This window comes from Olleya sp. KJ81-1 (assembly GCF_055808135.1).
The window spans coordinates 997,902-1,023,794 of record NZ_CM147854.1 but is presented as its reverse complement, the minus strand read 5'-3'; the positions used below and the strand labels follow the sequence as shown (position 1 = coordinate 1,023,794).

Annotated in this window: 26 protein-coding genes and 1 pseudogene; 7 read left to right on the top strand and 20 right to left on the bottom strand. The window is 30.8% G+C overall.

Annotated features, from left to right (window positions below; translation table 11 throughout):
- The first annotated feature begins 2 nt into the window (after positions 1 to 2).
- The 3 genes and pseudogenes from AC0L3M_RS04815 to AC0L3M_RS04805 all read left to right on the top strand — a co-directional run bounded on the left by AC0L3M_RS04815 (position 3) and on the right by AC0L3M_RS04805 (position 3,251).
- Positions 3 to 1,272 (top strand): annotated as a pseudogene (locus AC0L3M_RS04815) (glycosyltransferase family 4 protein).
- Between the two features lie 21 nt (positions 1,273 to 1,293).
- A complete protein-coding gene (locus tag AC0L3M_RS04810; protein ID WP_473432025.1) occupies positions 1,294 to 2,745 on the top strand; it encodes a lipopolysaccharide biosynthesis protein in 1,452 nt (483 codons plus the stop codon).
- A 68-nt stretch (positions 2,746 to 2,813) separates the two neighbouring features.
- Positions 2,814 to 3,251, top strand: a complete 438-nt coding sequence (locus AC0L3M_RS04805; RefSeq protein ID WP_473432024.1) for a glycosyl-4,4'-diaponeurosporenoate acyltransferase CrtO family protein — start codon at positions 2,814 to 2,816, stop codon at positions 3,249 to 3,251.
- A 189-nt stretch (positions 3,252 to 3,440) separates the two neighbouring features.
- Here AC0L3M_RS04805 and AC0L3M_RS04800 read toward each other — a convergent pair whose 3' ends face one another.
- Positions 3,441 to 4,553, bottom strand: a complete 1,113-nt coding sequence (locus AC0L3M_RS04800) for a hypothetical protein (RefSeq protein ID WP_473432023.1) — start codon at positions 4,551 to 4,553, stop codon at positions 3,441 to 3,443.
- Between the two features lie 172 nt (positions 4,554 to 4,725).
- Entirely contained in the window at positions 4,726 to 5,376 is a 651-nt protein-coding gene (locus AC0L3M_RS04795; RefSeq protein ID WP_473432022.1) for a hypothetical protein, read from the bottom strand.
- A 368-nt stretch (positions 5,377 to 5,744) separates the two neighbouring features.
- Between AC0L3M_RS04795 and AC0L3M_RS04790 the strand changes: the two genes are divergently transcribed.
- On the top strand, positions 5,745 to 6,794 hold the full coding sequence (locus tag AC0L3M_RS04790; RefSeq protein ID WP_473432021.1) for a DUF3667 domain-containing protein: 1,050 nt from the start codon (positions 5,745 to 5,747) through the stop codon (positions 6,792 to 6,794).
- A gap of 23 nt (positions 6,795 to 6,817) precedes the next feature.
- Here AC0L3M_RS04790 and uvrA read toward each other — a convergent pair whose 3' ends face one another.
- Entirely contained in the window at positions 6,818 to 9,601 is a 2,784-nt protein-coding gene (gene uvrA / locus AC0L3M_RS04785; RefSeq protein WP_473432020.1) for an excinuclease ABC subunit UvrA, read from the bottom strand.
- 229 nt (positions 9,602 to 9,830) lie between these two features.
- Between uvrA and AC0L3M_RS04780 the strand changes: the two genes are divergently transcribed.
- Together AC0L3M_RS04780 and AC0L3M_RS04775 are read left to right on the top strand one after the other, a co-directional pair.
- Positions 9,831 to 10,415, top strand: a complete 585-nt coding sequence (locus AC0L3M_RS04780; protein ID WP_028282040.1) for an RNA polymerase sigma factor — start codon at positions 9,831 to 9,833, stop codon at positions 10,413 to 10,415.
- A 55-nt stretch (positions 10,416 to 10,470) separates the two neighbouring features.
- A complete protein-coding gene (locus AC0L3M_RS04775) occupies positions 10,471 to 10,626 on the top strand; it encodes a hypothetical protein (RefSeq protein WP_186439184.1) in 156 nt (51 codons plus the stop codon).
- Positions 10,627 to 10,648: 22 nt separating this feature from the next.
- Here AC0L3M_RS04775 and AC0L3M_RS04770 read toward each other — a convergent pair whose 3' ends face one another.
- Both AC0L3M_RS04770 and AC0L3M_RS04765 read right to left on the bottom strand, forming a co-directional pair.
- Positions 10,649 to 11,194 carry a hypothetical protein gene (locus tag AC0L3M_RS04770; RefSeq protein ID WP_473432019.1) on the bottom strand — a complete coding sequence of 182 codons (546 nt, stop codon included), beginning with the start codon at positions 11,192 to 11,194 and terminating at the stop codon, positions 10,649 to 10,651.
- A 42-nt stretch (positions 11,195 to 11,236) separates the two neighbouring features.
- Positions 11,237 to 11,887: an endonuclease III domain-containing protein gene (locus tag AC0L3M_RS04765; RefSeq protein ID WP_473432018.1), complete on the bottom strand. Its 651-nt coding sequence runs from the start codon at positions 11,885 to 11,887 to the stop codon at positions 11,237 to 11,239.
- 35 nt (positions 11,888 to 11,922) lie between these two features.
- Between AC0L3M_RS04765 and bcp the strand changes: the two genes are divergently transcribed.
- Positions 11,923 to 12,378, top strand: a complete 456-nt coding sequence (gene bcp, locus AC0L3M_RS04760) for a thioredoxin-dependent thiol peroxidase (protein ID WP_145001799.1) — start codon at positions 11,923 to 11,925, stop codon at positions 12,376 to 12,378.
- 69 nt (positions 12,379 to 12,447) lie between these two features.
- Here bcp and AC0L3M_RS04755 read toward each other — a convergent pair whose 3' ends face one another.
- The 15 genes from AC0L3M_RS04755 to AC0L3M_RS04685 all read right to left on the bottom strand — a co-directional run bounded on the left by AC0L3M_RS04755 (position 12,448) and on the right by AC0L3M_RS04685 (position 25,834).
- Complete coding sequence (locus AC0L3M_RS04755; RefSeq protein ID WP_028282043.1) at positions 12,448 to 13,176, bottom strand: YebC/PmpR family DNA-binding transcriptional regulator; 729 nt, start codon at positions 13,174 to 13,176, stop codon at positions 12,448 to 12,450.
- Between the two features lie 89 nt (positions 13,177 to 13,265).
- A complete protein-coding gene (locus tag AC0L3M_RS04750) occupies positions 13,266 to 13,559 on the bottom strand; it encodes a 4a-hydroxytetrahydrobiopterin dehydratase (protein ID WP_028282044.1) in 294 nt (97 codons plus the stop codon).
- Between the two features lie 23 nt (positions 13,560 to 13,582).
- Positions 13,583 to 14,413, bottom strand: coding sequence for a sugar nucleotide-binding protein (locus tag AC0L3M_RS04745; protein ID WP_473432017.1), 831 nt, complete (start codon positions 14,411 to 14,413; stop codon positions 13,583 to 13,585).
- A 15-nt stretch (positions 14,414 to 14,428) separates the two neighbouring features.
- A complete protein-coding gene (locus AC0L3M_RS04740; protein ID WP_341586688.1) occupies positions 14,429 to 15,343 on the bottom strand; it encodes a glutaminase in 915 nt (304 codons plus the stop codon).
- Positions 15,344 to 15,352: 9 nt separating this feature from the next.
- On the bottom strand, positions 15,353 to 16,423 hold the full coding sequence (gene gcvT, locus AC0L3M_RS04735; protein WP_473432016.1) for a glycine cleavage system aminomethyltransferase GcvT: 1,071 nt from the start codon (positions 16,421 to 16,423) through the stop codon (positions 15,353 to 15,355).
- Between the two features lie 141 nt (positions 16,424 to 16,564).
- Positions 16,565 to 17,302, bottom strand: coding sequence for a DUF3108 domain-containing protein (locus AC0L3M_RS04730; RefSeq protein WP_473432015.1), 738 nt, complete (start codon positions 17,300 to 17,302; stop codon positions 16,565 to 16,567).
- Between the two features lie 142 nt (positions 17,303 to 17,444).
- Complete coding sequence (locus AC0L3M_RS04725; protein WP_145001794.1) at positions 17,445 to 18,038, bottom strand: type 1 periplasmic binding fold superfamily protein; 594 nt, start codon at positions 18,036 to 18,038, stop codon at positions 17,445 to 17,447.
- A gap of 17 nt (positions 18,039 to 18,055) precedes the next feature.
- Positions 18,056 to 20,452 (bottom strand): TonB-dependent receptor, encoded by a 2,397-nt coding sequence (locus tag AC0L3M_RS04720; protein WP_473432014.1) that lies wholly within the window; start codon positions 20,450 to 20,452, stop codon positions 18,056 to 18,058.
- 33 nt (positions 20,453 to 20,485) lie between these two features.
- Positions 20,486 to 20,815 carry a hypothetical protein gene (locus AC0L3M_RS04715; RefSeq protein WP_473432013.1) on the bottom strand — a complete coding sequence of 110 codons (330 nt, stop codon included), beginning with the start codon at positions 20,813 to 20,815 and terminating at the stop codon, positions 20,486 to 20,488.
- Complete coding sequence (locus AC0L3M_RS04710; protein WP_473432012.1) at positions 20,816 to 21,307, bottom strand: DUF6787 family protein; 492 nt, start codon at positions 21,305 to 21,307, stop codon at positions 20,816 to 20,818.
- A gap of 36 nt (positions 21,308 to 21,343) precedes the next feature.
- Complete coding sequence (locus AC0L3M_RS04705) at positions 21,344 to 21,775, bottom strand: DUF6146 family protein (protein WP_473432011.1); 432 nt, start codon at positions 21,773 to 21,775, stop codon at positions 21,344 to 21,346.
- Between the two features lie 99 nt (positions 21,776 to 21,874).
- Complete coding sequence (locus tag AC0L3M_RS04700) at positions 21,875 to 22,513, bottom strand: DUF937 domain-containing protein (RefSeq protein WP_473432010.1); 639 nt, start codon at positions 22,511 to 22,513, stop codon at positions 21,875 to 21,877.
- 122 nt (positions 22,514 to 22,635) lie between these two features.
- Positions 22,636 to 23,592, bottom strand: coding sequence for a D-2-hydroxyacid dehydrogenase (locus AC0L3M_RS04695; RefSeq protein WP_292945095.1), 957 nt, complete (start codon positions 23,590 to 23,592; stop codon positions 22,636 to 22,638).
- An 11-nt stretch (positions 23,593 to 23,603) separates the two neighbouring features.
- Complete coding sequence (gene serC, locus AC0L3M_RS04690; protein WP_145001787.1) at positions 23,604 to 24,665, bottom strand: 3-phosphoserine/phosphohydroxythreonine transaminase; 1,062 nt, start codon at positions 24,663 to 24,665, stop codon at positions 23,604 to 23,606.
- Positions 24,666 to 24,772: 107 nt separating this feature from the next.
- Positions 24,773 to 25,834: an acyl-CoA reductase gene (locus tag AC0L3M_RS04685; RefSeq protein ID WP_473432009.1), complete on the bottom strand. Its 1,062-nt coding sequence runs from the start codon at positions 25,832 to 25,834 to the stop codon at positions 24,773 to 24,775.
- Positions 25,835 to 25,893: the final 59 nt, after the last annotated feature.

The following is a 25,893-nucleotide window of genomic DNA, read 5'->3' as shown; positions in this document are numbered from 1 at the left end:
AGGTGCTAATTATTACGTATTATTGGCCTCCTGCAGGAGGACCAGGTGTACAGCGTTGGTTAAAATTTGTAAAATATTTACCAGATTTTAATATAGAGCCTGTTGTATACTGTCCATCAAATGCTAATTATCCAATTATAGATGCGACTTTGCAAAGTGAAGTTAATCCAAGTGTTACAGTGCTTAAGCAACCAATAAAGGAGCCTTACAAATTGGCACAATTGTTTTCAAAAAAAGTAAAACGATTAGTAAAGGGATTATTGCTGAAAAAAGTAAACAAAGCCTTATGGAGCGTTTAATGTTGTTTGTTAGAGGTAATTTTTTTATTCCTGATGCCAGAAAAAACTGGGTAAAACCGTCGTACAACTACTTATCTACTTACATTTTAGATTTTAATATTGATACAATTATAACGTCTGGACCACCACATAGTTTACATTTAATTGGTTTAAAATTAAAAGAAAACCATAGTGTCAATTGGATTGCAGATTTTAGAGATCCATGGACTACAATAGGTTATCACAAGCAACTAAAATTAACTAAAGTTTCAAAAAATAAACATAAGGCATTAGAAAAAAAAGTGCTTAATAATGCTGACAAAATTATTGTAACTAGCCCAAGTACTAAAACCGAATTTGAGGGTATTACAAGTCAACCTATCCATGTAATTACTAATGGTTATGATAACGAAAAAGTAGTTGTAAATACCTTAGATAAAAAGTTTACATTGTCACATATTGGGTCGTTATTATCTAAACGAAATCCAGAAGTACTTTGGAAAGTGCTTAGCGAATTGATGATTGAGGATACTAGATTTGCAGAGGATTTTCAGTTGAATTTAATTGGAGAAGTAGGCAAAGATGTTATACAATCTATTAAAACACATGGTTTAAGTGGTAGTTTAAATTATGTTGGATATGTATCTCACAATAAAGCTATTGAGTTTCAAAAAAATCACAATTATTGTTGTTGATTGAAATAAACTCGAAAGATACAAAAGCAATTATTCCTGGTAAGTTGTTTGAGTATATGGTTGCTAATAGACCAATTGTTGCTATTGGACCAAAAGGAGCAGATGTAGCTTCAATTATTACAAAAACTAATACTGGTCAATTTTTTAATTATGATGATTATGATGCTTTAAAAAATAGTATTAAGCAGTATTATAAAGCTTACACTGAAAATAATTTAAAGACTAATCCAATAGGATTACAAGGTTACTCAAGACAACAGTTAACAAAAAAGTTAGCAGATTTGATTAATCAGTCCTAAAATATAAATGGTATAAAATATATGGGAATAGTCGTTAATCAATCTATTAAAAATACTATTATAACTTATTTTGGGTTTGGTATTGGTGCTGTTAACGTTATATTTTTATATACTCAATTTGTTAGCGAAGCTTATTTTGGTTTAATCACTTTTATCTTGTCTACAGCCAGTATTTTAATGCCTTTTATGGCTTTTGGCGTGCATAATACAATTGTTAAGTTTTATTCTTCGTTTAAAACCAGACAATCACAAAATAGCTTTTTAAGTTTAATGTTGCTTTTACCATTACTTCTAATAGTTCCGTTAGGATTAATTACGCATTTTGCTTATGATTTGATTACCAATTGGCTATCTAAAGAAAATGCTATTATAAAGGACTATACTTGGTTAATATACATTTGTGCAGCAGCTTTTGCCTATTTTGAAGTGTTTTACGCTTGGAGTAAGGTGCAATTACAAAGCGTATTTGGTAATTTTATGAGTGAGGTGTTTCACCGATTTGTTACCATGTTGCTGCTGTTAAGTCTTTATTTTGGTTACCTAAATGTAGATCAATTAATTTATGGGATTGTTATTACATACATTGTCAGAGCCTTAATTATGAAACTATATGCTTTTAGCCTTAGGATGCCAGTTTTTAAATTAACTAAGATCCCTAATGTTGGAAATATTTTAAAATATTCTGCTTTAATTATAATCGCAGGCTCTGTGGCTAATATAATATTAGAGATAGATAAGTTTATGCTTGGTCAGTTTCAGGCGCTAAATAATGTTGCCTATTATGGTGTAGCTATTTATATTGCTACGGTTATAGGTGTTCCTGCTAGAGCAATGCATCAAATAGCAAACCCTTTAACCTCTAAGCTTTTAAATGAAGGTCATAAGGCTGAACTTAAAACGCTTTATCAAAAAAGTTCTATTAACTTATTTATTATTAGCGGATTTATATTTTTATGTATTATAATAAATATCAATAAGTTATATCTTTTAATTCCGGAAAATTATAGCGAAGGCTTTTTGGTTGTTTTAGTGATTGGTCTTGCTAAACTATCAGACAACCTTATTGGAAATAATAATGCCATACTTTTTAATAGCGATTATTATAGGGTAGTGCTAGTCTTTGGGATTTTATTAGCTATACTAACCGTAGTTTTAAACCTTGTTTTTATTCCGTTGTATGGAATAAATGGAGCTGCATACGCAAGTTGTATTACTATTTTTACATACAATACTATCAAACTATTGTTTGTGTATAAAAAATTTAAAATTCAACCGTTTACATTGGCTACCATAAAAACAACACTACTAATATTGATTTGTGGTTTAAGTTTGTTTTTTTGGGAATTTAATTTTAATCCCATTATTAGCATTGTCGCTAAAACGTTAATTTTAATTATAATCTATGGATTGACTGTTTTTAAATTTAATTTATCAGAAGATATTTCAAAAATATTAAATCGCTTTATTCCATAATTAGCCACAATTTGACAACAACGACCATACAATATATATTTTCATCTATTTCAATTACATTCATTTCAATGCTTTTTGGAATGGGAGTTAATGAACTTATAAAGAAAAAAGAGTTTTACGAAAGTATTTCAAATCTTGAATTTATTAAAAATGAAATTATTTATAAATTCATTGGAATTAAATACATCAAATGGCTTGTTTACAAAACTTTTTGGAAAAACTTTAATACAAAATTAAAAATAAAATCTAAACCGAATTTGAACGAATTGAGTTTATTAAAACGAGAAATGACTTATGCTGAAATTAGTCATTTAGTAGGTTTTCTTTTTGTTCTTATTATTTCATTAATCTTGTTAATTAAAAATAAAACTGAATTTGGAATAATATTAATTATTTCAAATGTTATTTTCAATTTATACCCATCTTTATTACAACAGAAAAATAAAAAGAGGATTGATAAACTGATTAATAAAAAGGAAATAAAAACTGTGGCTAATAATGTATAAAATTAATTGCTAGTTCTAGCCTACTTAAGAAAATCCTCGCGGATTTTCTATTCGGTTATTATTTGCTAAATTTAGTACTTAAAACACGCAACTAATCTTATATAAGACCGAAAAAAACCTACTTAAAGTTGCTTTAGGGCAAACAACCTTAGTAGGAATTCTATTCAATCGACTAGTTAATAGTCTTTTCTAATTTCTAGATCTAGTGCTTCTTCTTGACGAATCAGTATTTTGTCTTGACGATGTATTTCTTGAAGTCGTAGTTCTAGGTTTAGAAGTTGTACGTTTATTAACCTGCGTATTACTTCTATTTGTTCTTGTATTTACTTTAGTATTAGTTCTGGTTCTAGGTTTAGAGGTTGTTGTTTGATTTCCTCTAGTTCTAGGTACACTTGTAGTGTTACCTCTAGTTCTAGGTGTTGCTGTAATCACTTTATTGTCTCTAGTTTTTGTGTTAACCGTATTACCTCTTGTTTTAGGTTTAGTATTTACAGTATTATTTGTTCTAGGTCTAGATGTTGTTGCATTACCTCTTGTTCTTGGTGTTGCAGTTGTAGCCCTATTGTTTCTAGTTCGAGGTGTAGTAGTAGCTCTTGGTGCTCTTCCTTCTGTTCTAGAGGCTAAAGCTCTATTTCTTGAAATCGTATTACCTCTTCGACTTGCTACAGCAGTAGTACGTCTGTAATTATTAACGTAAGGTCTGTCGTATCTATATCTAATTGGTGTATAATGTCTTCTATATGGTGTTGTATAAAGTACACAGTAGTTTACTGGTGGAATTACATAATATGCATGCCAAGGTCTATAAACATAAGCTCTGTTGTAAATATTTATAAATCCAGTACTATGAGAATAACGATTGTAGCGGTTGTAGTGTACATATAATCCTCCAACACGACTAATGTAACCTCTGTTATTGTAGTTAATATAAACATTTCCTACTTGATTAACACGACCGTAGTAGTCATAGTAAATAGGTGTGTTTTCAACTTGAATAACAGCTCCAAACTCGTCATATTGTACATATGCGCCATAATCATATCCTGTATTAAAGCTAATATTTGTGTTTCTATTATTAATTTCTACACTAACTTGAGGTCCATAACTAGGCATATAAAAGTCAAATTGACCATCTGCATAAATAGAAAACTCAATTCCTGCTTCAGTAAAAATGAAAGAATTACCATAACCTTTGACATAAGAGTTATTAATCACACCATTATCTATCGTTGTGTTTGTGTCTGCATTAACAGAAAACCCACTAAGGAGAATTGCTGATAATAATAGGAATACTTGTTTCATAATTATTTGTTTTAAGATTGAACACTTACATAATTACAAGCATCGTGCCAAAAACAAAAAACTCAATATTCACAAGGGATTAAGGTTGTTTTTTAATTTATTAAAGGGGATAAAAAAAGCCATAAACAAAAGTTTATGGCTATAAATAATATTTATAAATTAGATTTACTACCTATTTTTTTAGCTGAGTAGGTTGTGTATCGACAGTTTGTCTGTAATACATTGTATCATTATTATTATTACTAGTTTGGTATTGATAATGACCATTATTAGTTTGACCTATATAATGATTAGAATTACTTCTGTTAACTTGACCAATAGTTTTAATTAATTGTCCTTGTCTATTGTAGTATAAACGCATACTTCCAATTTGACTAACTAAACCTTGACGGTTGTAACTAATGTAAACAGAACCTAAACGTTTAATTTGACCACTCCTGTTATAATTTAAAAATACATTTTCTATGCGTCTAACTTTACCATCACGATCATGTGTTATTATCATACCTCTATCTCTAGGATTATTGTAAGTTACTTGTGTACCTGGAGCACCATTTGTAACATTTAATGCTCTTCGTTTTGTATTGGTGTTAGTGCGTCTGTAATAATAGTCTCCTTGGGTGTGATTTATTGCTGTGTTAAAATCAAAACTTCCGTCAGGAAAAATTAAAAATTCCACACCACGTTCTGTAAACAAGATTGGTTGTGCGTAATAATTTCTGTTTAATACTAAATCTTCACCTTGCGATGCAGATTTAGCTTCTGCTGTTACAGTCGTTAATCCAATTAACATACCTGTAAATAATAGTACTAGTTTTTTCATAGTATTAAGGATTTAGATTGTATCAGTTATTGTTTGAAATTATTATGAAATAAAATTTTGATTTTTGTCTTTATACAAGTAATAAAAATCAAACATAGCCTTAGTTATATTTTCTTTTTCTTACGAAGTAGAAAGGGAAAAAGGACTTTTTATTATAATCATTTCAAATGATATCTGATATTATGCCTACTAATTAAGCGTTTCGGCATTCGCTATTTTGACTAAGTAGTTCCAATAGCTGTGCCAAAGTTGTTATGCATTGATTTTACTGCATATACAAGACGTTTTTTTAGTTTATTTTAATTTAATTATATATTGAAAAGTATATAGTTGATTAAAATATTTACTTTTATAAAAACTACTAACTAATGTCCTTAAAGTATACCACGTGTAAAAATTGTGATAGCGATTTTAAATCAGGATTCCCATTTTGTCCACATTGTGGAATGAAAGATAAAGAGGAATTAACACTTGGAATATTATTTTACAATACCTTAAATAATTATCTGCTGTGGGATTCTAAATTTTTAAAGAGTTTTATTCCGTTAATGAGTAAACCAGGATTTTTGCCTAAAAGATTTATTGAAGGTAAACGTCTATCTTATTTGCATCCTGCACAATTATATTTATTTGTTACGTTTGTGTTTTTCTTTTTGTTTTCCTTTCAAATGAATAAAGTAGAAGAAGATTTAAATGAAGATTTTAAAGCGCAATCAACAAAAGTTTTAAATGAAATTGAAAGAAAAGAAATGGACTCTATTGAAAGAAGTGAAATTAGAGCCACGTTAAATAGTAATAAGTTGCTGTCCGGAATGACAGATAAACAGATAGATTCTATTGTAAAACAAAAAGAAATTAAGTCAAGTAATAACGTTTTGTTTGGGTACGAGAGTCAAAAAATAGACTCATTATTAACTGTTGGAGCGTCAAAGGAATCTATTTACATAGCTATGGGAATGGATGATAATCCAGGATGGTTTGATAGGATGTTATATCCTAGACTTTTAAAGTTTCATCAGGATAGAAAAGCTGGTACGATTTGGATGTCCATGATAAATACAACACCAATAGCATTATTTATTTTATTACCAATTTTTGCTTTCTTTTTGAAACTATTTTTTTGGAAAAAAGGAAGATATGCTTACCATTTGGTGTTTTCTTTTTACTTTTTCGCCTTTATTTTTACAGTGTTTAGCATTTTATTAATCAGTAATTTTATTATTGATGTACCTAATTGGATAGACTTTTTAATAGCCTTGTCCACATTTATATATCTAGTAATTGCTGTTAAACAGTTTTATAATCAACGTTTATTTTACAGTATTTTAAAAAGCGGAATTGTGTCTTTAGTTTTTTTACTAGTGTTAGTACCTATTGCTTTTTTGGTCTTAGGGTTTATTTCGTTTTTGTCTTATTAAATAAAAATAAAATACTAAAACGGTTATAATTTGTCTTTTAAATACTTAGCAGTCACACTGTTTTTAACTTTAATAACGTCTTCTGGAGTACCAAAAGCAACCAAATGACCACCATTTTCTCCACCTTCAGGTCCTAAATCTATAATGTGATCTGCACATTTAATAAGTTCTAAATTATGCTCCACAACAATAATAGAGTGTCCTTTTGCTATTAGCGCATAAAAGGATTTTAATAATTTTTGTATGTCATGAAAATGTAAACCAGTAGTAGGCTCGTCAAAAATAAACAACATTTTTTCTTTAGTAATTCCTTTACCTAAAAAGGTTGCTAACTTTATACGTTGGGCTTCACCACCAGATAGGGTAGAGCTGCTTTGTCCTAAGGCAACATAACCTAAACCTACGTCTTGTAAAGGTTGTAATTTGTTTTTAATCTTAGAGACTCCGTTTTTATCAAAAAAGTCAATAGCGTCATCGATAGTTAGATTTAAAATATCATCAATATTTTTATCTGCAAAAGTGACCTCTAATACTTCTTTTTTAAAACGCTTCCCTTTACAAGTTTCACATTCTAAATGGACATCAGCCATAAATTGCATTTCGATAGTTACTTCACCTTCACCTTTACAAGTTTCACAACGTCCACCATCCACATTAAAACTAAAGTGTTTAGCAGCGTAATTGCGTATAGTACTAAGTTTTTGTTTAGCATACAACGCTCTAATATCATCATAGGCTTTAACGTATGTTACAGGATTAGATCTAGAGGATCGTCCAATAGGGTTTTGATCAATAAACTCTATATTTTTTATTATACTATAGTTTCCTTTTAACTCACTAAACTGTCCCGCTTTATCACTAAAGCCAGTTAAGTGTTTTTGTATGGCAGGAAATAATATTTTTTTAACCAAAGTACTTTTTCCACTTCCAGAAACTCCAGTAATAACCGTTAGCATTTCTAATGGAAATGATACATCTATGTTTTTTAAATTGTTTTCTCTAGCTCCAATAATGTCTATGCTGTACTTGCTAGTTCGACGTGTTTTAGGTACTTCAATTTTTAAAGTTTCGTTTAAATATTGTGCAGTTAATGATGTTGATTTTAAAATATCAGCATACGTACCAACAGCAACAACTTGACCTCCTAAAGTCCCAGCTTCAGGACCAATATCTATTATTTGGTCGGCTTCTTTCATGATGTCTTCATCATGCTCTACCACAATTACTGTATTACCCAAATCGCGAAGTTGTTTTAATACTTGTATTAAACGTTCAGAGTCTTTTGGATGTAATCCAATACTAGGTTCGTCCAAAATATACATGGATCCTACTAAGCTGCTTCCTAAAGAGGTTGCTAAGTTGATACGTTGACTTTCACCACCAGAAAGCGTGTTAGATTTTCGGTTTAAGGTTAAATAATCTAAACCTACATTATGTAAAAAACTTAGTCTGTTTTTAATTTCTACTAAAAGACGTTCTGCAATTTTTGCATCATATTCATTTAATGTGATAGTATCAAAAAATATTGCTAATTTACTCAGCGGTAATTCTACTAATTCTGTTAAAGTTGCATTACCAACTTTTATATAGTTTGTTTCTGGTCTTAAGCGTTTACCATGACAGACTTTACATTGTGTTTTACCTCTGTATCGAGAGAGCATTACACGATTTTGAATCTTATATGCTTTGCTTTCTAACTCGGCAAAAAAGCTATTTAAACCTTCAAAATATTGATTTCCTTCCCAAATTAAAGCTTTATGTTCTGGACTTAATTGAAAATAGGGTTTATGTATTGGGAAATCAAATTTATGAGAATTGTTTACCAATTGATCTTTATACCAACTCATGCTGTCACCACGCCAAGGAAAAATAGCATTTTCATAAACAGAAAGTGCTGTATTTGGTACAACTAAATCATCATCAATACCAATAACATCACCATAACCTTCACATTTTGGACAAGCACCATAAGGATTGTTAAAACTAAATAAATGCACGTTTGGTTCTAGAAACTGTAAACCATCCAATTCAAATTTATTACTAAAATGACGACTGGTGTTATCTGCAAGAGTTTCTATATAACAATTACCTTTTCCTTCAAAAAAGGCAGTTTGTATGGCATCTGCTAGTCTGTTATAAAAATCCTCATCGTCTTTAGTAACAATTCTGTCTACTACTAAAAATAAATCTTTAATAGACGTTAAGTCCTTAGCATCGTCAATTCTTATTACAGAATCTTTTACTTTTATTCTAGCATACCCTTGTGCATTTAAAGCACTTAATTTGTCTTGTAACTCACGACCTTCCTCCAAAACAATAGGAGCCAATAACAACAGTTTTTGGTTTAAGGCTAAACCTTTTATGTAGTTAATTACGTCTGTAACCGTATCTTTTTTAACTTCTTGACCTGAAATAGGCGAGTAGGTACGACCAACTCTGGCAAATAGCAGTTTTAAATAATCATAAATCTCGGTTGTTGTTCCAACGGTTGATCTTGGATTGGTACTATTTACTTTTTGCTCGATTGCAATAGCTGGAGCAATACCTTTTATATAATCTACTTTAGGTTTATTTAATCGTCCTAAAAATTGTCTAGCATAACTACTTAAACTTTCTACATAACGACGTTGACCTTCTGCATACAAAGTGTCAAAAGCTAAACTTGACTTTCCAGATCCTGATAATCCCGTTATAACAACTAGTTTGCGTCGCGGAATAACAACATCAATGTTTTTAAGATTGTGCAATTTAGCACCTTTTATTATAATGTTTTCTTTTGGATTTACTTCAGAAAGCGGTGTTGTCATAGTCATTTTACGTCTTGACTACAAAGATAACATAACTTAATCATCTAGTAAAAAAGATTATTGTGCAATAAAATGTTAAAACTTTAGATTTTTTTGCTTTTTCGGAATGATTGTTGTTATATTTGATGCATATCAATGACCTAACTTAATTTTTGCCTATAGTACAACATTACTTTTTTTTATAAACCCCAAGCCAGAGCCTTTTTTTGGTGTCCAAAAAGTAATGATTATGCAAAAAGTAACAATCACAGATGCTATTCTTGTTAGTAACTATATTAAAGGAGACGAGTCTGCTTTAGAAGTATTGATTACTAGACACAAACAACGTATTTATAGTTTTATTTATTCTAAAGTATTTGATAGAGATATTGCTGAAGATATTTTTCAGGATACCTTTATTAAAGTCATTCGTACTTTAAAACGTGGTAAATATAATGAAGAGGGTAAGTTTTTACCTTGGGTTATGCGTATTGCACATAATTTGGTAATTGATCATTTTAGAAAAAATAACAGAATGCCAAAATTTGATAACTCTGGTGATTTTGATATCTTTTCTGTTATTAGTGATACGTCTTTAAATGCTGAAAAAGTGATGGTTAAAGAGCAAGTTGAGTCAGATGTAAGACGTTTGATAGACGAGTTGCCGGAAGATCAAAAAGAAGTATTAGTAATGCGTATGTATAATGATATGAGTTTTAAAGAAATATCAGAGCGTACAGGTGTTAGTATTAATACTGCATTGGGTCGTATGCGCTATGCATTAATTAATATGAGAAAGGTTATTGAAAAGCACAATATAGTATTGACTAATTAAAATACAATAAAGTATAATTTTGCTCGTTATTTGTTTATACCTTAAACTAATATACATGGCAAAAATTTACTCTGAACATTCTAATACCCCAAAAAAACACGGTTTTAAACTAAAACCTAAAGATGAAACCATAAGTTTTATCTTAAATTATAGCAAGGCTTTAAGTGTTATAAATTATAAAAATTTGAAGTTTGAAGCACTTCAAAACTAAACTTGGAAACGTCCTGATAGTCTCAGGACGTTTTTTTTAAGAGTAATTGTTGGTAGTTATATGTAGACAAATATTGTTTACGTAAAGCTTCTAGGTATTGTATTATAACTTTTTGATGCTTATAATCTTCTTTAAGGCAATTTTTAAAATCATCATCAAAAACAGTTAAAGCAATGTAATATTTGCTAGATTGGCTAGTATGCGCCTCACTTAATAAGGCGTCATTTCCGTTTTGATTTCTCTTGCCATCTATTACAATAGGGATTAAATTTAATGTTTCAGTATCCCTTGCTATTTCATAAAAAGATAAATAGTAGTCTGTATTATTTATTACAATCTTGACATTACTATCAACATTATTATGGTTTAACTCAAACTTTGTGTTTATATAATTATAAAATTCGTTTGCGTTTTTAGGATCTTCAAAAATAAACGATTGCCATTTTGGTAATGCTTTATTAAATTTTTTACCTGTGGTAATCTTATAACTTTCAATTTTAGGCGCTATTTTGGTTGGTATACAAGAGGTTAGTAGTATAACAAGAATACATATAATGGTCGATCTCATAAAGATTTGTTTTTAAAAAAAGTAACAAGTTTTATGCTAATATTACTTTTTCGCATATTCTTTTAGGACAGACGCTCTCCCAATAGTCTTGGTTATAATATCTTTTTCTAAATCCCAACCTCTGGCAGGAGAATACTCGCGTCCATACCATATTATTTGAAGATGTAAATCATTCCAGGTATGTTCTGGGAATAAACGTTTGGCATCTTTTTCTGTTTGTTGCACACTTTTACCATTAGTTAAATTCCATCGATACATTAATCTATGTATGTGCGTGTCAACCGGAAATGCAGGAACACCAAAAGCCTGACTCATAACTACGCCTGCAGTTTTGTGACCAACTGCTGGAAAGGTCTCTAAAGCTTCAAAAGACTGTGGTACAACACCATTGTAGTCTTCGACTAGCATTTTTGATAATCCGTATATACCTTTACTTTTCATTGGTGATAAACCACAAGGTCTGATTATTTCTTTAATTTCTTCCACACTCAACTTAATCATATCGTATGGATTATCAGCTTTTGCAAACAATATAGGTGTGATTTGATTGACTCTAACATCAGTACATTGTGCAGATAATAAAACAGCAACTAATAAAGTGTAGGGATCTTTATGATCTAATGGTACAGGGATTTCGGGATATAGCTTATTTAACGTATTTATAACAAAATCTACCTTTTCTTGCTTATTCATTAATTGTATTTTTGAATGAAACCAAAATTACAACTATGAATACATTAAAACAAGGTGATAAAGTACCAAATTTTACAGTTAATGATCAAGACGGAAACCCTGTGTCATTATCCGATTATAAAGGAAAAAAATTAATTGTTTTCTTTTATCCAAAAGCTAGTACACCTGGTTGTACAGCAGAAGCTTGTAATTTAACCGATAATTATAAAGCCTTACAAGATAAAGGTTATGAGATTTTAGGAGTAAGTGCAGATTCTGAAAAAAGACAGACTAATTTTAAAAACAAATACAGTTTTCCGTTTCCGTTATTAGCAGACGAAGAAAAAGAAGTGATTAATGCTTTTGGTGTTTGGGGTTTAAAAAAGTTTATGGGTAAAGAGTATGATGGTATCCACCGAAAAACGTTTTTAATTGATGAAGATGGAGTAGTAGCCCACGTTATTGATAAGGTTAAAACTAAAGATCATGCAGCTCAAATTTTAGAGTTGTAATACAAACGACACATAATAAAATTAAAAAAGCGACCAATTGGTCGCTTTTTTAATACTTATAAGATTAGATTACTCATCATCATTATCTGTTTCTTCCATGGTATGATATACATTTTGTACATCATCATCATCGTCTAATTTTTCTAATAATTTTTCAACATCAGCAGCTTGTTCTGGTGTTAAAGCTTTTGTTACTTGTGGTATGCGTTCAAATCCAGAAGATAAAATTTCAATTTCACGTCTTTCAAGTTCTGCTTGGATAGCTCCAAAACTTTCAAAAGGTGCGTAAATTAAAATACCATCGTCATCTGCAAATACTTCTTCTGCACCAAAATCTATAAACTCTAGTTCTAATTCTTCAGGGTCTAAACCTTCAGCAGCAACTCTAAAGTTACAAGTATGGTCAAACATAAATACTACAGATCCTGATGTACCTAAACTACCATCACATTTATTAAAATAACTACGTACGTTAGCTACAGTTCTGGTATTATTATCTGTTGCAGTTTCAACTAAAACAGCAATTCCATGAGGTGCATAACCTTCAAAAATTACTTCTTTAAAATCACCTTGACTTTTGTCGCTTGCTTTTTTAATAGCACGCTCCACATTGTCCTTAGGCATGTTTACTGCTTTGGCATTTTGTATAACTGCACGTAAGCGTGAGTTACTAGCTGGATCTGGTCCACCTTCTTTTACAGCCATTACAATGTCTTTTCCAATGCGTGTAAAAGCCTTGCTCATTGCAGACCAACGTTTCATTTTACGTGCTTTTCTAAATTCAAAAGCTCTTCCCATGATTATATGTTTTTATAGTTTCGCTGTAGCGAAAACCTAGATTATTTTATTGAATCACAAATTTAAAAAAATATGTGAATAAAGTGGTATTAGTCCTCTTCCTCTTCAACAATATGCTCAATTGCTAAGGCTAATTTAAAATCTTTATCTGTAACTCCACCTGCATCATGTGTTGTTATTGTAATTTTAAGTACATTATATTCGTTAGTCCATTCTGGATGATGGTTTAATGCTTCGCACTCAAAAGCAATTCTGCTCATAGCGCTAAAACAGTCTTTAAAATTTTCAAATTCAAATTCTGCATGGATTGCATTATCATAATGTTCCCATTCTGGTAGTCTAAGTAGACGTTGTTCTATTTCTGTTTGTGTAAGTAGTGCCATATTTTTTATTTAAAAATAATAAATTAAACTTCTAATTCTGTTAAAATTTCTTGACTTAATAACTGTAAATGTTTAGGTAGCTTGTTTTCTTTAGACAGGACTGCTAAATACCTGTCGTCATTGGTTGTGTACACTTGTTTTAAAAGTGGGTTTTTTATGTTTAGCGATGCGACAATTTCTTTAATAAAATCGTCATGATGCACTAAATCTTCACTACCTAAATGGAATATGCCTTTTTTATTTCGGTTTATTAAATAATGAATTTGTTGTGTGACCTTAGTATCTGTGGTGACATTCATAATCAAATTAGGAAATACTTCAAAAGGTATTTTTTCTTTTATATGAAATTTAATCTCTTGTATTCTTGGAGATTGCGCTCCAAAAACCATTGGTAGTCTTATGATTGCATAATAATGTTTTGGTAAACGCAATAGCATGTTTTCTATTTTTATTTTAAAATGACCATACATACTATGACTTAATGTTTTGTCATTTTCATAGCTAGGAAATTTGCTATAGGCATCAAAAACATTGGCTGATGATAAAAATATTAACTTACTATTGTTGGCAATAATGTACTCGGTAATATGCTGGTGAGCAATAATTTGTGCCGAAAAATTACCTCGTATCGCAGAAATTACAATGGTAGGTTTTACGATATCTAGGATTTCAAAAATATCATCTTCTTCAATGTTGTATTGAAAGTAATGTTGGTTTTTATTAAAGGCGTAATTGTCTCTGGAATAGGTCCCAAAGGTTCTAAAATAGCCACATAGCTCTTTGTATAAAGCTTGTCCAATAAAACCACTGGCACCTAAAATTAGTATGCGATGTTTGTTATTTATCTCTTTCATTAGTAAGGATAACGTTTAGAAAATAGATAAATTGGTCTGAGTTGTAAATTGTTCTAACGCTTGCATTCCAATTAACGAATTACCTTTAGCGTTTAGACCTGGACACCAAGTAGAAATTATAAAATGGTTAGGTAGTAAGGCAACTATACCACCACCAACACCACTTTTACCAGGTAGTCCAACTTCAAAAGCAAACTCACCAGACTCGTCATAAAAACCACAAGTTAGCATGATTGCATTTATACGTTTGGCTTGACTACTGGAAATATGTTGCTTATTATTTATGCATTTACCTTTGTTAGCAAATAAATAAAATGCTTTAGCCAATTGAGAGCAAGTCATCTCTAGAGCACATTGATGGAAGTAAAAATCCATGACATCCTCTACATCGTTATTTAAATTATTAAAAGATTTTAAAAGGTTGGCTGCAGCATAATTGTTATATCCCGTTTTACGTTCTGACTCGGCAACTTTATAATTATAATCAATAGTTTGGTCGTTGGCAATATCACGTACAAATTGTAAAAAATCGGCTTTTGGATTTTCAAATTTAGAGCATAAAATATCTGCAACTACTATGGCACCTGCGTTTATTAAAGGGTTTCTAGGAATACCATTTTCTAACTCTAATAAAGACAAATGATTAAAAGGGTTTCCAGACGGTTCTACATCCACACGCTTCCATATATCATTGTTTTCAAAAGCAATCGCTTTGGATAAGGATAAAACTTTAGAAATACTTTGTATAGAAAATGGGACTTCTGCATCACCAACCTTAAACGATCGACCGTCCATGTGTTGCATGTAAATGCCAAATTGATTGACATCTTGTTTTGATAATTCTGGTATATATGAAGCAACAACACCCTTAACAACGTTGTCTTTTAGGTTATTATGGATGTTGTTTATTATTGTGTTAAAATCTAACATAAAGTATAATTACACTTTGTAAAACGGAAGTTTTACAACAGTTGCAGGTACTGCATTTTTACGTATTTGTATATTTATTTTACTGTTTACATCTGCAAAAACTGTTGGTACATAGCCTAAACCAATACCTTTATTAAGCATAGGTGACATGGTTCCGGAAGTAACTTCACCAATTTTTTTGCCTTGTCCATCTACAATGTCATAGCCTTGTCTAGGGATTCCTCTTTCGTCTAATTCAAAAGCGACTAATTTACGATCTACACCTTTGCGTTTTTGTGCTTCTAAAGCATCACTATTAGTAAAGGTTTTAGTAAATTTTGTTACCCAACCTAAACCAGCTTCAATAGGAGAAGTGCTGTCATTTATATCATTTCCGTAAAGGCAGTAACCCATTTCTAAACGTAAAGTATCACGAGCAGCTAAGCCAATTGGTTTTGCACCAGCTTCAGTAACTTTATCCCAGATTTGTTTAACCTCGTCATTTTTACAATAAATTTCAAAACCACCACTACCAGTATATCCAGTTGCAGAAATAATAACATTGTCAATTCCAGCAAAATCACCAACTTCAAAATTATAAAACTTAATAGCTGATAAATCATGACTTGATAAAGCTTGCATTTTTGATACAGCATTAGGACCTTGAATAGCTAATAACGAGTAATCCTCTGACAAATCACGCATGTCAGCACCAACTGTGTTTTTAGAGGTAATCCAATTCCAATCTTTTTCAATATTACTAGCATTAACGACTAGTAAATATTGCTCTTCTTTTAATTTGTAAATAATTAAATCGTCAACAATTCCACCATCGTCATTTGGTAAACACGAATATTGTGCTTTACCAATTGTCAATTTAGACGCATCGTTACTGCTTACGCTTTGTATTAAATCTAATGCTTTTGGACCAGAAATTAAAAACTCTCCCATATGTGATACGTCAAACACACCACAGTCTTTTCTAACTGCTTCATGTTCTATATTTACACCATCATATTGTACAGGCATGTTGTAACCTGCAAAAGGAACCATTTTTGCGTTTAAGGCTTCGTGAGTTGCTGTTAAAGCTGTATTTTTCATGAAATATATTTTTGTTTTACCGTCAAGCGGAAATTTTTAAAAGTTTGCCTAACAAAAGTATTGAAAATTATTGAGTTGCTTTTAGGTTTAGAAATAATATCAAGTTAAAATTTACTTAGTCTTTTATTAAGATGCAGAATGCTAATCAATTATTTCCATTGTCATTAATCTACCATTAAAAGCAATATCATGTTTTAATATTTTTCTGGTAGTAACATCAATATAGTAAGTGCTAATGGTTTGATTTTTAGAGATGTCGTCTGTTGTTTGCACTTTCCAAACTTTAGTTTCTTGACCATTTAAGTTTAATATTGCCTGTTCAGTTTTTTTAATAGTAGCTGTTATAACACCTTTTGAAGTAGTAGGATTATAGTCAAAAATGGCAATACTATTTTGATAACCTTCCGTTAACGGTAAAAACCTAATAATTTGTGGGTAAAAATTACTATCAAAATAAGGTTTAGATGTAGCTTCATTAATTGCTGTTTTAGTATCGGTTTTTTTATCTAAATAATAACCAGTAACCTTAGCGTTAAAATGTAATACCATATCACGTTGTTGATTGTATGACGAGTGGTATATAGGTTTAAAGTTTTTAATAGATACAATTGTGGTGTCTACCCATTTAGTTGTGGCTTGGGTCATGTCCACAGTAGTAACGACGTAAAGGTCTTTTTTGTCTTTTTTAATTAGAGTATTTACTTTTCCAATAAGTACTTTAACTGTGTCTTGGACAATATACCAGTTCATATTAGATGATTCTGGTTGGACAAGTGATGTATCTGCTGTATTGTTATTGGGACTTAAAGGTTGGTCTTGACTATATCCTAAAAAAGAAGACCCAAAGGTTAATAATAGTAAGTAAAATGCTGTTTTCATAATAGTTAAAGTTGTTTTTTAATTAGTGGTTTAAACAAGGCATTTGTTACATTTTTTTTAAATCTATTTAAGTTTAAAACAAAAAACATCCCGTAATTTACGGGATGTTTTTATTAAAAATAGTGGTAAACTTAGTTAACTATTATTGTATTACAACAGGAAATACAGCTTGCACATCAGTTTCTCCACCTGCGTTTGTAATGTCTCCATCGCTAACACCTACAGCAGATTTGCTTGGTTCATGACGTAAAGTAATTGTTAGATTTCCAGTCATTGCTGTAGCAGCTGTAGTTAAAGTAAACTCTAAACCTAAAGGATTTCCGTTATCATCAAAATCCTCGTAAGTAAAAGTAGCAATGCTATTTGTTACATTATAAAAAAATTGGTGGTCATTACTTTCTTCTTCAATTTCTTCATTTATTTCTTCAGCAGGAGATTCAGTTTCGTTTAACAAAACTAGACTACCATTATATACAGTGTTGGCCACTAAGTCTGATGATACTGTTATTACTGGAGCATTTGGTCCGTCACCATCTAAATCACGTGTTTGCATTGTAACAGTTGTACCTCCACCAACAGGTATAAGTGTAGCAGTTAAGGTTGTAATTACTTCCTCTTCATTAACAGGTTCTGGGTTGTTTGTATTGTCATCGTCGCTTGAACACGCTGTAAATGCTATTGATATTAAAAATAATAGCGATAATTGTTTAATTGTTTTTAGTGTTAAATTTTTCATTGTTAATGTTTTAAATGTTAATAGTTTAATTTTAATTGTAACATTATATTCCTTCCTACATCATCAGCAAAATAACGTAATCTATTAAGGTTTTCTCGGTAATTTGTATTAAAAATATTTGTAATATTTAGCCCAATATTTAAGTCTGTAGACTTGGACATTTCCAATGTGATATTACTTTGTAAATGCAACAAATGGTAGGCTGGAGGTGTAGTACTAACATCTACCAATTCCATTTGTTCTGTAGTTGGAATAAATACTTCAAAATTATTATTTGGGTAATCATTTTGTCTAAAAACCCACTCACTTTGTAATTCGGTTTTAAGATCTAGCCATTTTGGATTAGAATACCCTATGATATTTACAGTTTTAAACGAAGGCATATCAATTAACGCTTGATCTTGGCTAACATCCTTTCCTTTTGTGATTGAGGATTTATTATTTAAAAACCAATGGTCATTAAAACTATAATTAGCAGTAAGATCTAATCCATATAAAGCAGCATTTGTTTGATTGTAACTCCAAACTGGGAAGGCACCACGAATGGTTTGTTCTGTTCCAGTAGGCTCTATAAAAATGTAATCTTTTATATAATTATAAAAAGCTTCAATGTTTAATGATAAATTGTTTTTTTGAAAATTATAGCTACCAGAAATACGATTTGATGTTTCTTGCTTTAAACGTAAATCTCCTAATTCAATTCTAGCTGCCGAGTGATGTAAGCCATCACTAAATAACTCGGATGGGTTAGGAGCACGATTAGATAATCCATAATTAAATATAAAACTATTATATTCATTTGATTGATAAGCAATACCTGCTGATGCTGAAACATTGTGGTAATTAAAAACTGGATTAGTCAGTAATTGTGTGCCTAAATCGTCAATCACAATATTTCCAAAATCCGAATCATAGTTACGCTCATTCCAACGACTAGTTAAGTAGTATTTTTTAGCATCAATTTGATTAAAATCATAACGTAAACCAAAATCCATAGATAGGTCATTATTTAATTTTAATTCAGTAACAATAAATGCTCCTAAATCATACTTGTCATAATCCGGAATTAGTCGTCTAACACCTGTATTTGCTGCAAAATTATTTTGATATCCAGCATTTACTCCAAAATTATAAGAAATATTGTTTTTAGAATCCAACGTCACGCTAGTTTTTAAAGTATGTGTTTTTAGAGTTAAATCTATAGCAGGTTTATCTCTATCATCACCAACACGAATATCATACTCAAAACGATGATTGTTTTGGTAATCATACTGTATGTCTACACGTCCAAATTTTTTAAAACGTTTAAAAAATTCAGTTTTAAAAACATGATGTGTAACGTCCTGTTTAGGCGCATTAATATCATAACTAAAATCTTCAATTACTAATGGTTGTGGATTGTTAATCGCATTAACTAAATCTTCAATGTTACCTATATGAGCTGCTCTTAAAATAGCTATTTCATTATCTAAATAACTATAATATACATTAAAGCCTTTTTCAAAAGTTTTAAAACCACCATTAACAGAAAAACCTTTAGTGTTCAAGCCAGTATTGGTTAAACTATAATCTGGTGCTTCCATATCACCTGAACGTTTTAAAGAAGCCTGTGCACCTAAATACCAACCTTTTTTGTACGTTTTTGTTAATGAGGTATTTAAATTATAACCTTTACCATTGGTATTACCACTTACTATTGTTTTTCCGTAAAGTGAATCTTTTAAACTGATGTTAGAAGGTTTTAAAACGATTACGCCTCCAATTGCATCACCACCATAAGCTAGTGCATTGGCACCTTTAATAACGTTTATGCTACCAGCAGTGTTTAAATCTATATTTGGTGCATGTTCTATTCCCCATTCTTGATCCTGAAGCCTTACACCATTAGTCATTACAATAATTCTGCTACTATGTAAACCGTTAATTACAGGTTTAACAATACTATTACCAGTATTTATGGAAGATACACCACTAATCTGTTTTAAAGCATCACCTAAATTAAGTGAGCTAAAACGATCAATAACATCGGATTTTAAATGAGTTTCTTGTGCAGTTTTAGTCAGTTTAATGCCAGAAGCACCAGTAACTTTAACCTCATTTAGCTCTTCTATATGATGCTCTAGGTTAATTTCTATAAAGGTATCGTTAACAATGTTAACGTCTACTGTTTTGGTTTCGCATGCAAGATGGCTAACCTCCACAACTATTAGAGAATTACATAGATTATCTATATTAAAACGTCCATTAATGTCCGTAGTGGTATACTTATTAAGGCTTTTAATAAAAATGGTAGCATTTACTATTGGTGTACCATCATGAAAATCATGCACTTCTCCTGAAAAAGTAGCATTGCAATCTTGACTTTGTGCCCAACAGAATACACAGCAGCACAAAACCATTAAATAATATTTCATTGTAAAAAAATTTAGTTTAAATAATAACTTATGTTAAACTAAAAAAGGAGGACCTCGAAGCGAGTACGATAATTGCTGATGATTATACTTAAAGTTATATAATGTATTGTTTATTTTTAAGAAATTATCTTCTATATTTAAAAAAGAAATTTCAAAAAATGTATAGTACTGAGTGTTGAGTTTAAACTTGTAAAATTCACATTCTACATCAGTTTTATGCATGTGGGTTGTGATGTTATCCAAACACACTTCATGCTTATGATTTTCAAAAACATGTGTAAACTTTACAGCAGAAGGTAGCATTACAGCAAGTAGTAAAACTATTGCTATATATTTAAATGCTATGTGCTGTTGTTGTTTCAATTAATCTACGAATTTACCTAAACCAAAACGTCTTATCATCTTTTTTTCAAATTCCCAAAAGAATTTGTGTTGACCTGACAGCCACCCAAAAAAGACTAACATTATTTGATAGAAAATTAGCCCAATGATAATATATAAAATCCAATAGACCACAATATTTAAGTTTTCTTTAGTAATTCCTAACCAATATATTATTGGTCTTCCTACAAATAAAGAAGAGCTACCAGTAACCGCAAATACTATAAATATGCGTATCATTTCCCATTTATAAGTGACTTCCCACTTGTTTTCTAGTTTTTTAAACAGAAATAATATAAACTTTAATAATACTGAAGTGGTTATTATAGTAAAAGTAATGACTAAGAATATGTTGTTGTCAATCATTTTATTAGCAAGCTTATAGCTAGAATACGCTAGTGCTAAAAATCCTAATACAGGAAATAATAGTTGCCAATTTTGTTGGATTTCCCAACGTTTTTTAAATTTTTCCATTGCAATTTTTATCGTTGCAAAGATATAGAAAAGGCTTTAATTAGGAGGAATACGACCACCTAAAAGATTTTGTTTATATCTGTTTTGAAAATAAACAAAATAATTATACAACTTATAATTTACGTCATAACCATAATCTATGTTAGATTGGTAGTCAATTTGAAGTTCGTATAAGTTTGGGTTGTAGCGTTGTGGCTGTAATGCACGATTGTTCCAGGCTGATACATATATTACATTTTTATTTTCTAGATATTGTTGTGTATAATAGCCTTCCGGTTTAGCTATAGTTTGTAACCAAGTATTAAAACCTGGCTCTATAATAATAATATCATATTCTGTTTTGTCACTTGATATGGTAATAGTATCACCAGGTTGAGCTAATGATAAATCTTTAGAGCTAGCAACTTTATTGGTGTTACAGCTAAAAGCTATCATTAATAATAGAGCAAATAAAAGTATGTTTTTCATGCGCTTCTTTTTCTTAAAAATACAAAAAAATAAGTTGATATAAGTCACAAAAAAAAGCCAAACATAGGTTTGGCTTTATATAAATTATAAAATGAAGGTTTATTTTCCAAAAAGGCCACCTAATAAACCAGATAATCCTCCTTTTTTACTAGTTCCACCACCAAGTACCATTCCTGCAACATCATCGATAATGCTACCATCACCATCTGCATCTAATATTTTTTCTAAAAAGCTTTGTTCGTTTTTAGTTTCGTTTCCACCAAGTAAACCACCAAGTAAACCACCTAAGTCATTTGTAGAGCTTACGTTGTTTTGACTTGCTTGTTTTCCTAAAACACCCATTAAAATTGGAGCTGCTACTTTTAATATGTTTGCAACTGATCCAGAATCTAAGCCAGATTTTTGTCCTATTACTTGTTGTACACCATCTCTTTTAGCACCTAATACATGACCTAAAATTTTGTCACCATCATTAACAACTTCTTCATTTACTCCACCTCCAAAAAGGTCTCCTAAATTATCTAATATGCTACCATTGTGCTTTCCTTTAATAGCTCCTAAAAGTCCTTCTGCACCTTCTGGTGTTGAAGCGTTACGTTCCATTGCTTTCATTAATACTGGTAAAGCCATTGTTAAAACGCTTCCTGTTCTGTCTTGGTCTGTTCCTGTTGATCCAGATACACCACTGATAATTGTTTTTCCTAAATCTGAGTTTAATAGGTCTAAAATTCCTGCCATTTTATATAAAAATTAATAGTTAATACGATTTGATAGTTGAAAAGTACAAAAAAAAGCCACATTTTAACAATGTGGCTTTTTATAAATTCCGTTTTAAATAAGTAAACGTTTAAATGTGTTATTTATCCGTTTAAAAGTATATTTTTAATTTGTGTAGCTAACTCTGTACCAATTCTATCTTGTGCTTCATTAGTTGCAGCTCCAATGTGTGGCGTTAAAGAAATTCTACCATTCATTAATAATTGTACTGCTGGAGTAGGTTCGTTTTGAAACGTATCCAAACCTGCAAATGCTAGTTTTCCGCTTTCAAGCGCACTTACTAAATCTACTTCATTAACAACACCACCTCTTGCAGCATTAATTATAGCAGATCCATCTTTCATGACATCAAACTCAGGTTTACCTATAACGTAGTCTTTTTGTGCTGGTACGTGAAGTGTAACAAAGTCTGATTGTTTTAAAACATCCTCCATTGTTTCAGTTTTAATATTAAATGTTACTGATTGTCCATCAAAAAAGTCAACACTAACATCTGCAGCTTCTATAAATTTATCTGCAGCAATAACTTTCATTCCAACACCTAAACCAATTTTTGCAACTTCTTGACCTATACGACCAAATCCAATTACACCAAGCGTTTTTCCTCTTAACTCAACTCCTTTAGCGTAGTTTTTCTTTAATTTTTTAAATTGTGTGTCACCATCTAAAGGCATGTTTCTGTTAGCGTCGTGTAAAAATCTTACTCCACCATATAGGTGAGCAAAAACTAACTCGGCAACAGATTGCGATGATGCTGCTGGTGTATTTATAACGTGTAAGCCTTTTTGTTTGGCATAGTCAACGTCTATGTTATCCATTCCGACGCCACCACGTCCAATAATTTTAAGATTAGGACAAGCGTCGATTAAATCTTTTCTTGCAGTTGTAGCGCTTCTTACTAGTAAAACACTAATGTCTTTATCGTTTATGTAATTAATTAACTGCTCTTGGGCTACTGTTGTTGTGTTAACTTCAAAACCTGCAGCTTCTAAAGCGTCAATTCCGCTTTGTGAAATTCCGTCGTTTGCTAATATTTTCATTTTCAATAATTTTATGCTTTACTTTCTAATTCACTCATTACTTCAACAAGTACTTTAACGCTATCTAAAGATAAGGCGTTATACATGCTTGCTCTGTAACCTCCAACGCTTCTATGTCCATTTAATCCACTAACGCCAGCTTCTTTCCACATGGTGTCAAAAGTTTCTTTTAAATCTTCATTAACTAATGTAAAGGTAGCGTTCATGTCTGATCTGTCTTCTTTAGCTGCAAAACCTTTAAATAATGGGTTTAAATCAATTTCAGAATACATTAATCTTGCTTTTTTGTCATTTTCTTTTTCGATAGCTTTAATACCACCTAAATCCTTTAACCATTGTAATGTTAACATGGAAGTGTAGACTGCAAATACAGGAGGTGTATTAAACATACTGCTTTTGTCTATATGTACTTTATAGTCTAACATTGATGGTATTTTACGCGATACTTTTCCTAAAATATCTTCTTTAACAACAATTAGGGTTGTACCAGCTGGTCCCATGTTTTTTTGAGCTCCTGCGTAAATTAAGTCAAATTGAGAAAAGTCTAATGAGCGTGAAAAAATATCGCTACTCATATCGCATACTAAAGGTATTGGTGATTTAGGAAAACTTTTCATTTGTGTTCCAAAAATAGTGTTGTTGGATGTACAATGAAAATAATCATGATCTTCTGGAATATCAAAACCTTTAGGAATATAATTGTAGTTAGCGTCTTTAGAGGATGCTACTTCTACAATATCTGCGTAAATTTTTGCTTCTTTAATAGCCTTGTCTGCCCAAGTTCCTGTGTTTAAATAGGAAGCCTTTTTTTCTAATAAATTTTGAGCGACCATTAAAAATTGCATGCTTGCTCCACCTTGTAAAAATAAGGCTTTGTAGCCTTTACCTTCTAGGCCTAATAACTCTAATGCTAAAGCTCTAGCTTGTTCCATCACATCAACAAAGGACTTACTTCTATGCGAGACTTCGATTAAGGATAATCCGTTATCAAAATCTAATAAAGCTTGTGATGCTTTTTGTAATACTTCTTGAGGTAATACGCATGGTCCTGCGCTAAAATTATGTTTTTGCATGGTTACAAATTTAGTTTTCTGGTTAAACAGAAATTATCTTTTTTTATCAATTAACAAAGGTGCTAATTATTGATTTAAATTAAGTTAAGAATTTAATAATTTATCCTTTAGATTTTTAATAAAAATGCAATTGTGTCAACATCGTCTGCATAATCTGAAAGTTCTGGTTGTTGTGTTTTTCCAAACGAAACTTCTGAATCATCAAAATTATTAGCGACAATACATTGTATTAAATCTTTATCAAGTTGTAATTTTTGTTTTAAAGTTTCAATAGAATCATAATACTCATAAAACACAGTAGCTATTGGTGATGCGTAGCTTTGGTCTTCTTTAATCATTAAAAAACCATTTTCTAGCATATCAAATTCGCTCATTATATATACTGCTTTATTATAGTCGTAATTGTTAGCGTATTTGGCTTCGTTAATAATAGGATTCCATTTATACATGGCATTAAAAAAAGCATCAAAATTATAATCTCTAGGGATAAACATTTTAGAAACATTTCTGCAACCTAAACCATAGTATCTAAATATATCATCAGATAAGGCGTCTAACTGTTCTGGAGTTTCAGATCCTGTTAATATTGCAGCCGAGTTTCGGCTTTTTCTAATTATTGAAGGTTTATTCTTAAAGTAAAACTCAAAATAGCGTGCTGTATTATTGCTTCCTGTAGCAATTACTGCGTCAAAGTTTTGTAGTTTATCTTCTGTAAAGGTTATTTTTCCTTTTAAATCGGGAGTTACATGTTCTAAATATTTGGCTAAATAGGGTAGAAGGTGTTTGTCGTTAGAAGATTGTTTAACTAATACGGAATGTCCAGTTAGTAAAACACATAAAAAATCATGAAAGCCTACTAACGGAATATTACCAGCCATAATTATGGCAACGGTTTTAGGATTAGTAGTCGTTAAATCGTACTTTTTTAACCAATTTTGAAGCGTTGCTTTAGTTAATTGGTCACTCCAACCTTTTAAAGCATATTGAATATTTTGTTGTGTAAACCAACCATTATGTTCTTTTGCTAACTTAATTTGATGTTTAAAACCATCAAAAAACAATTCGTTATGTAATATGTTTTCTTTTTTCTCAGGAGTTTCTGTAGTAAATTGACTAATAAAATGGCCTAATTGTACAAATGCTTCCGTTATGTGATCTTTGTTACTCATTATTATTTGTATAACACCTTTTTTGGCTTTATTTTTGCACCACAAAGTTAAGTAAACAA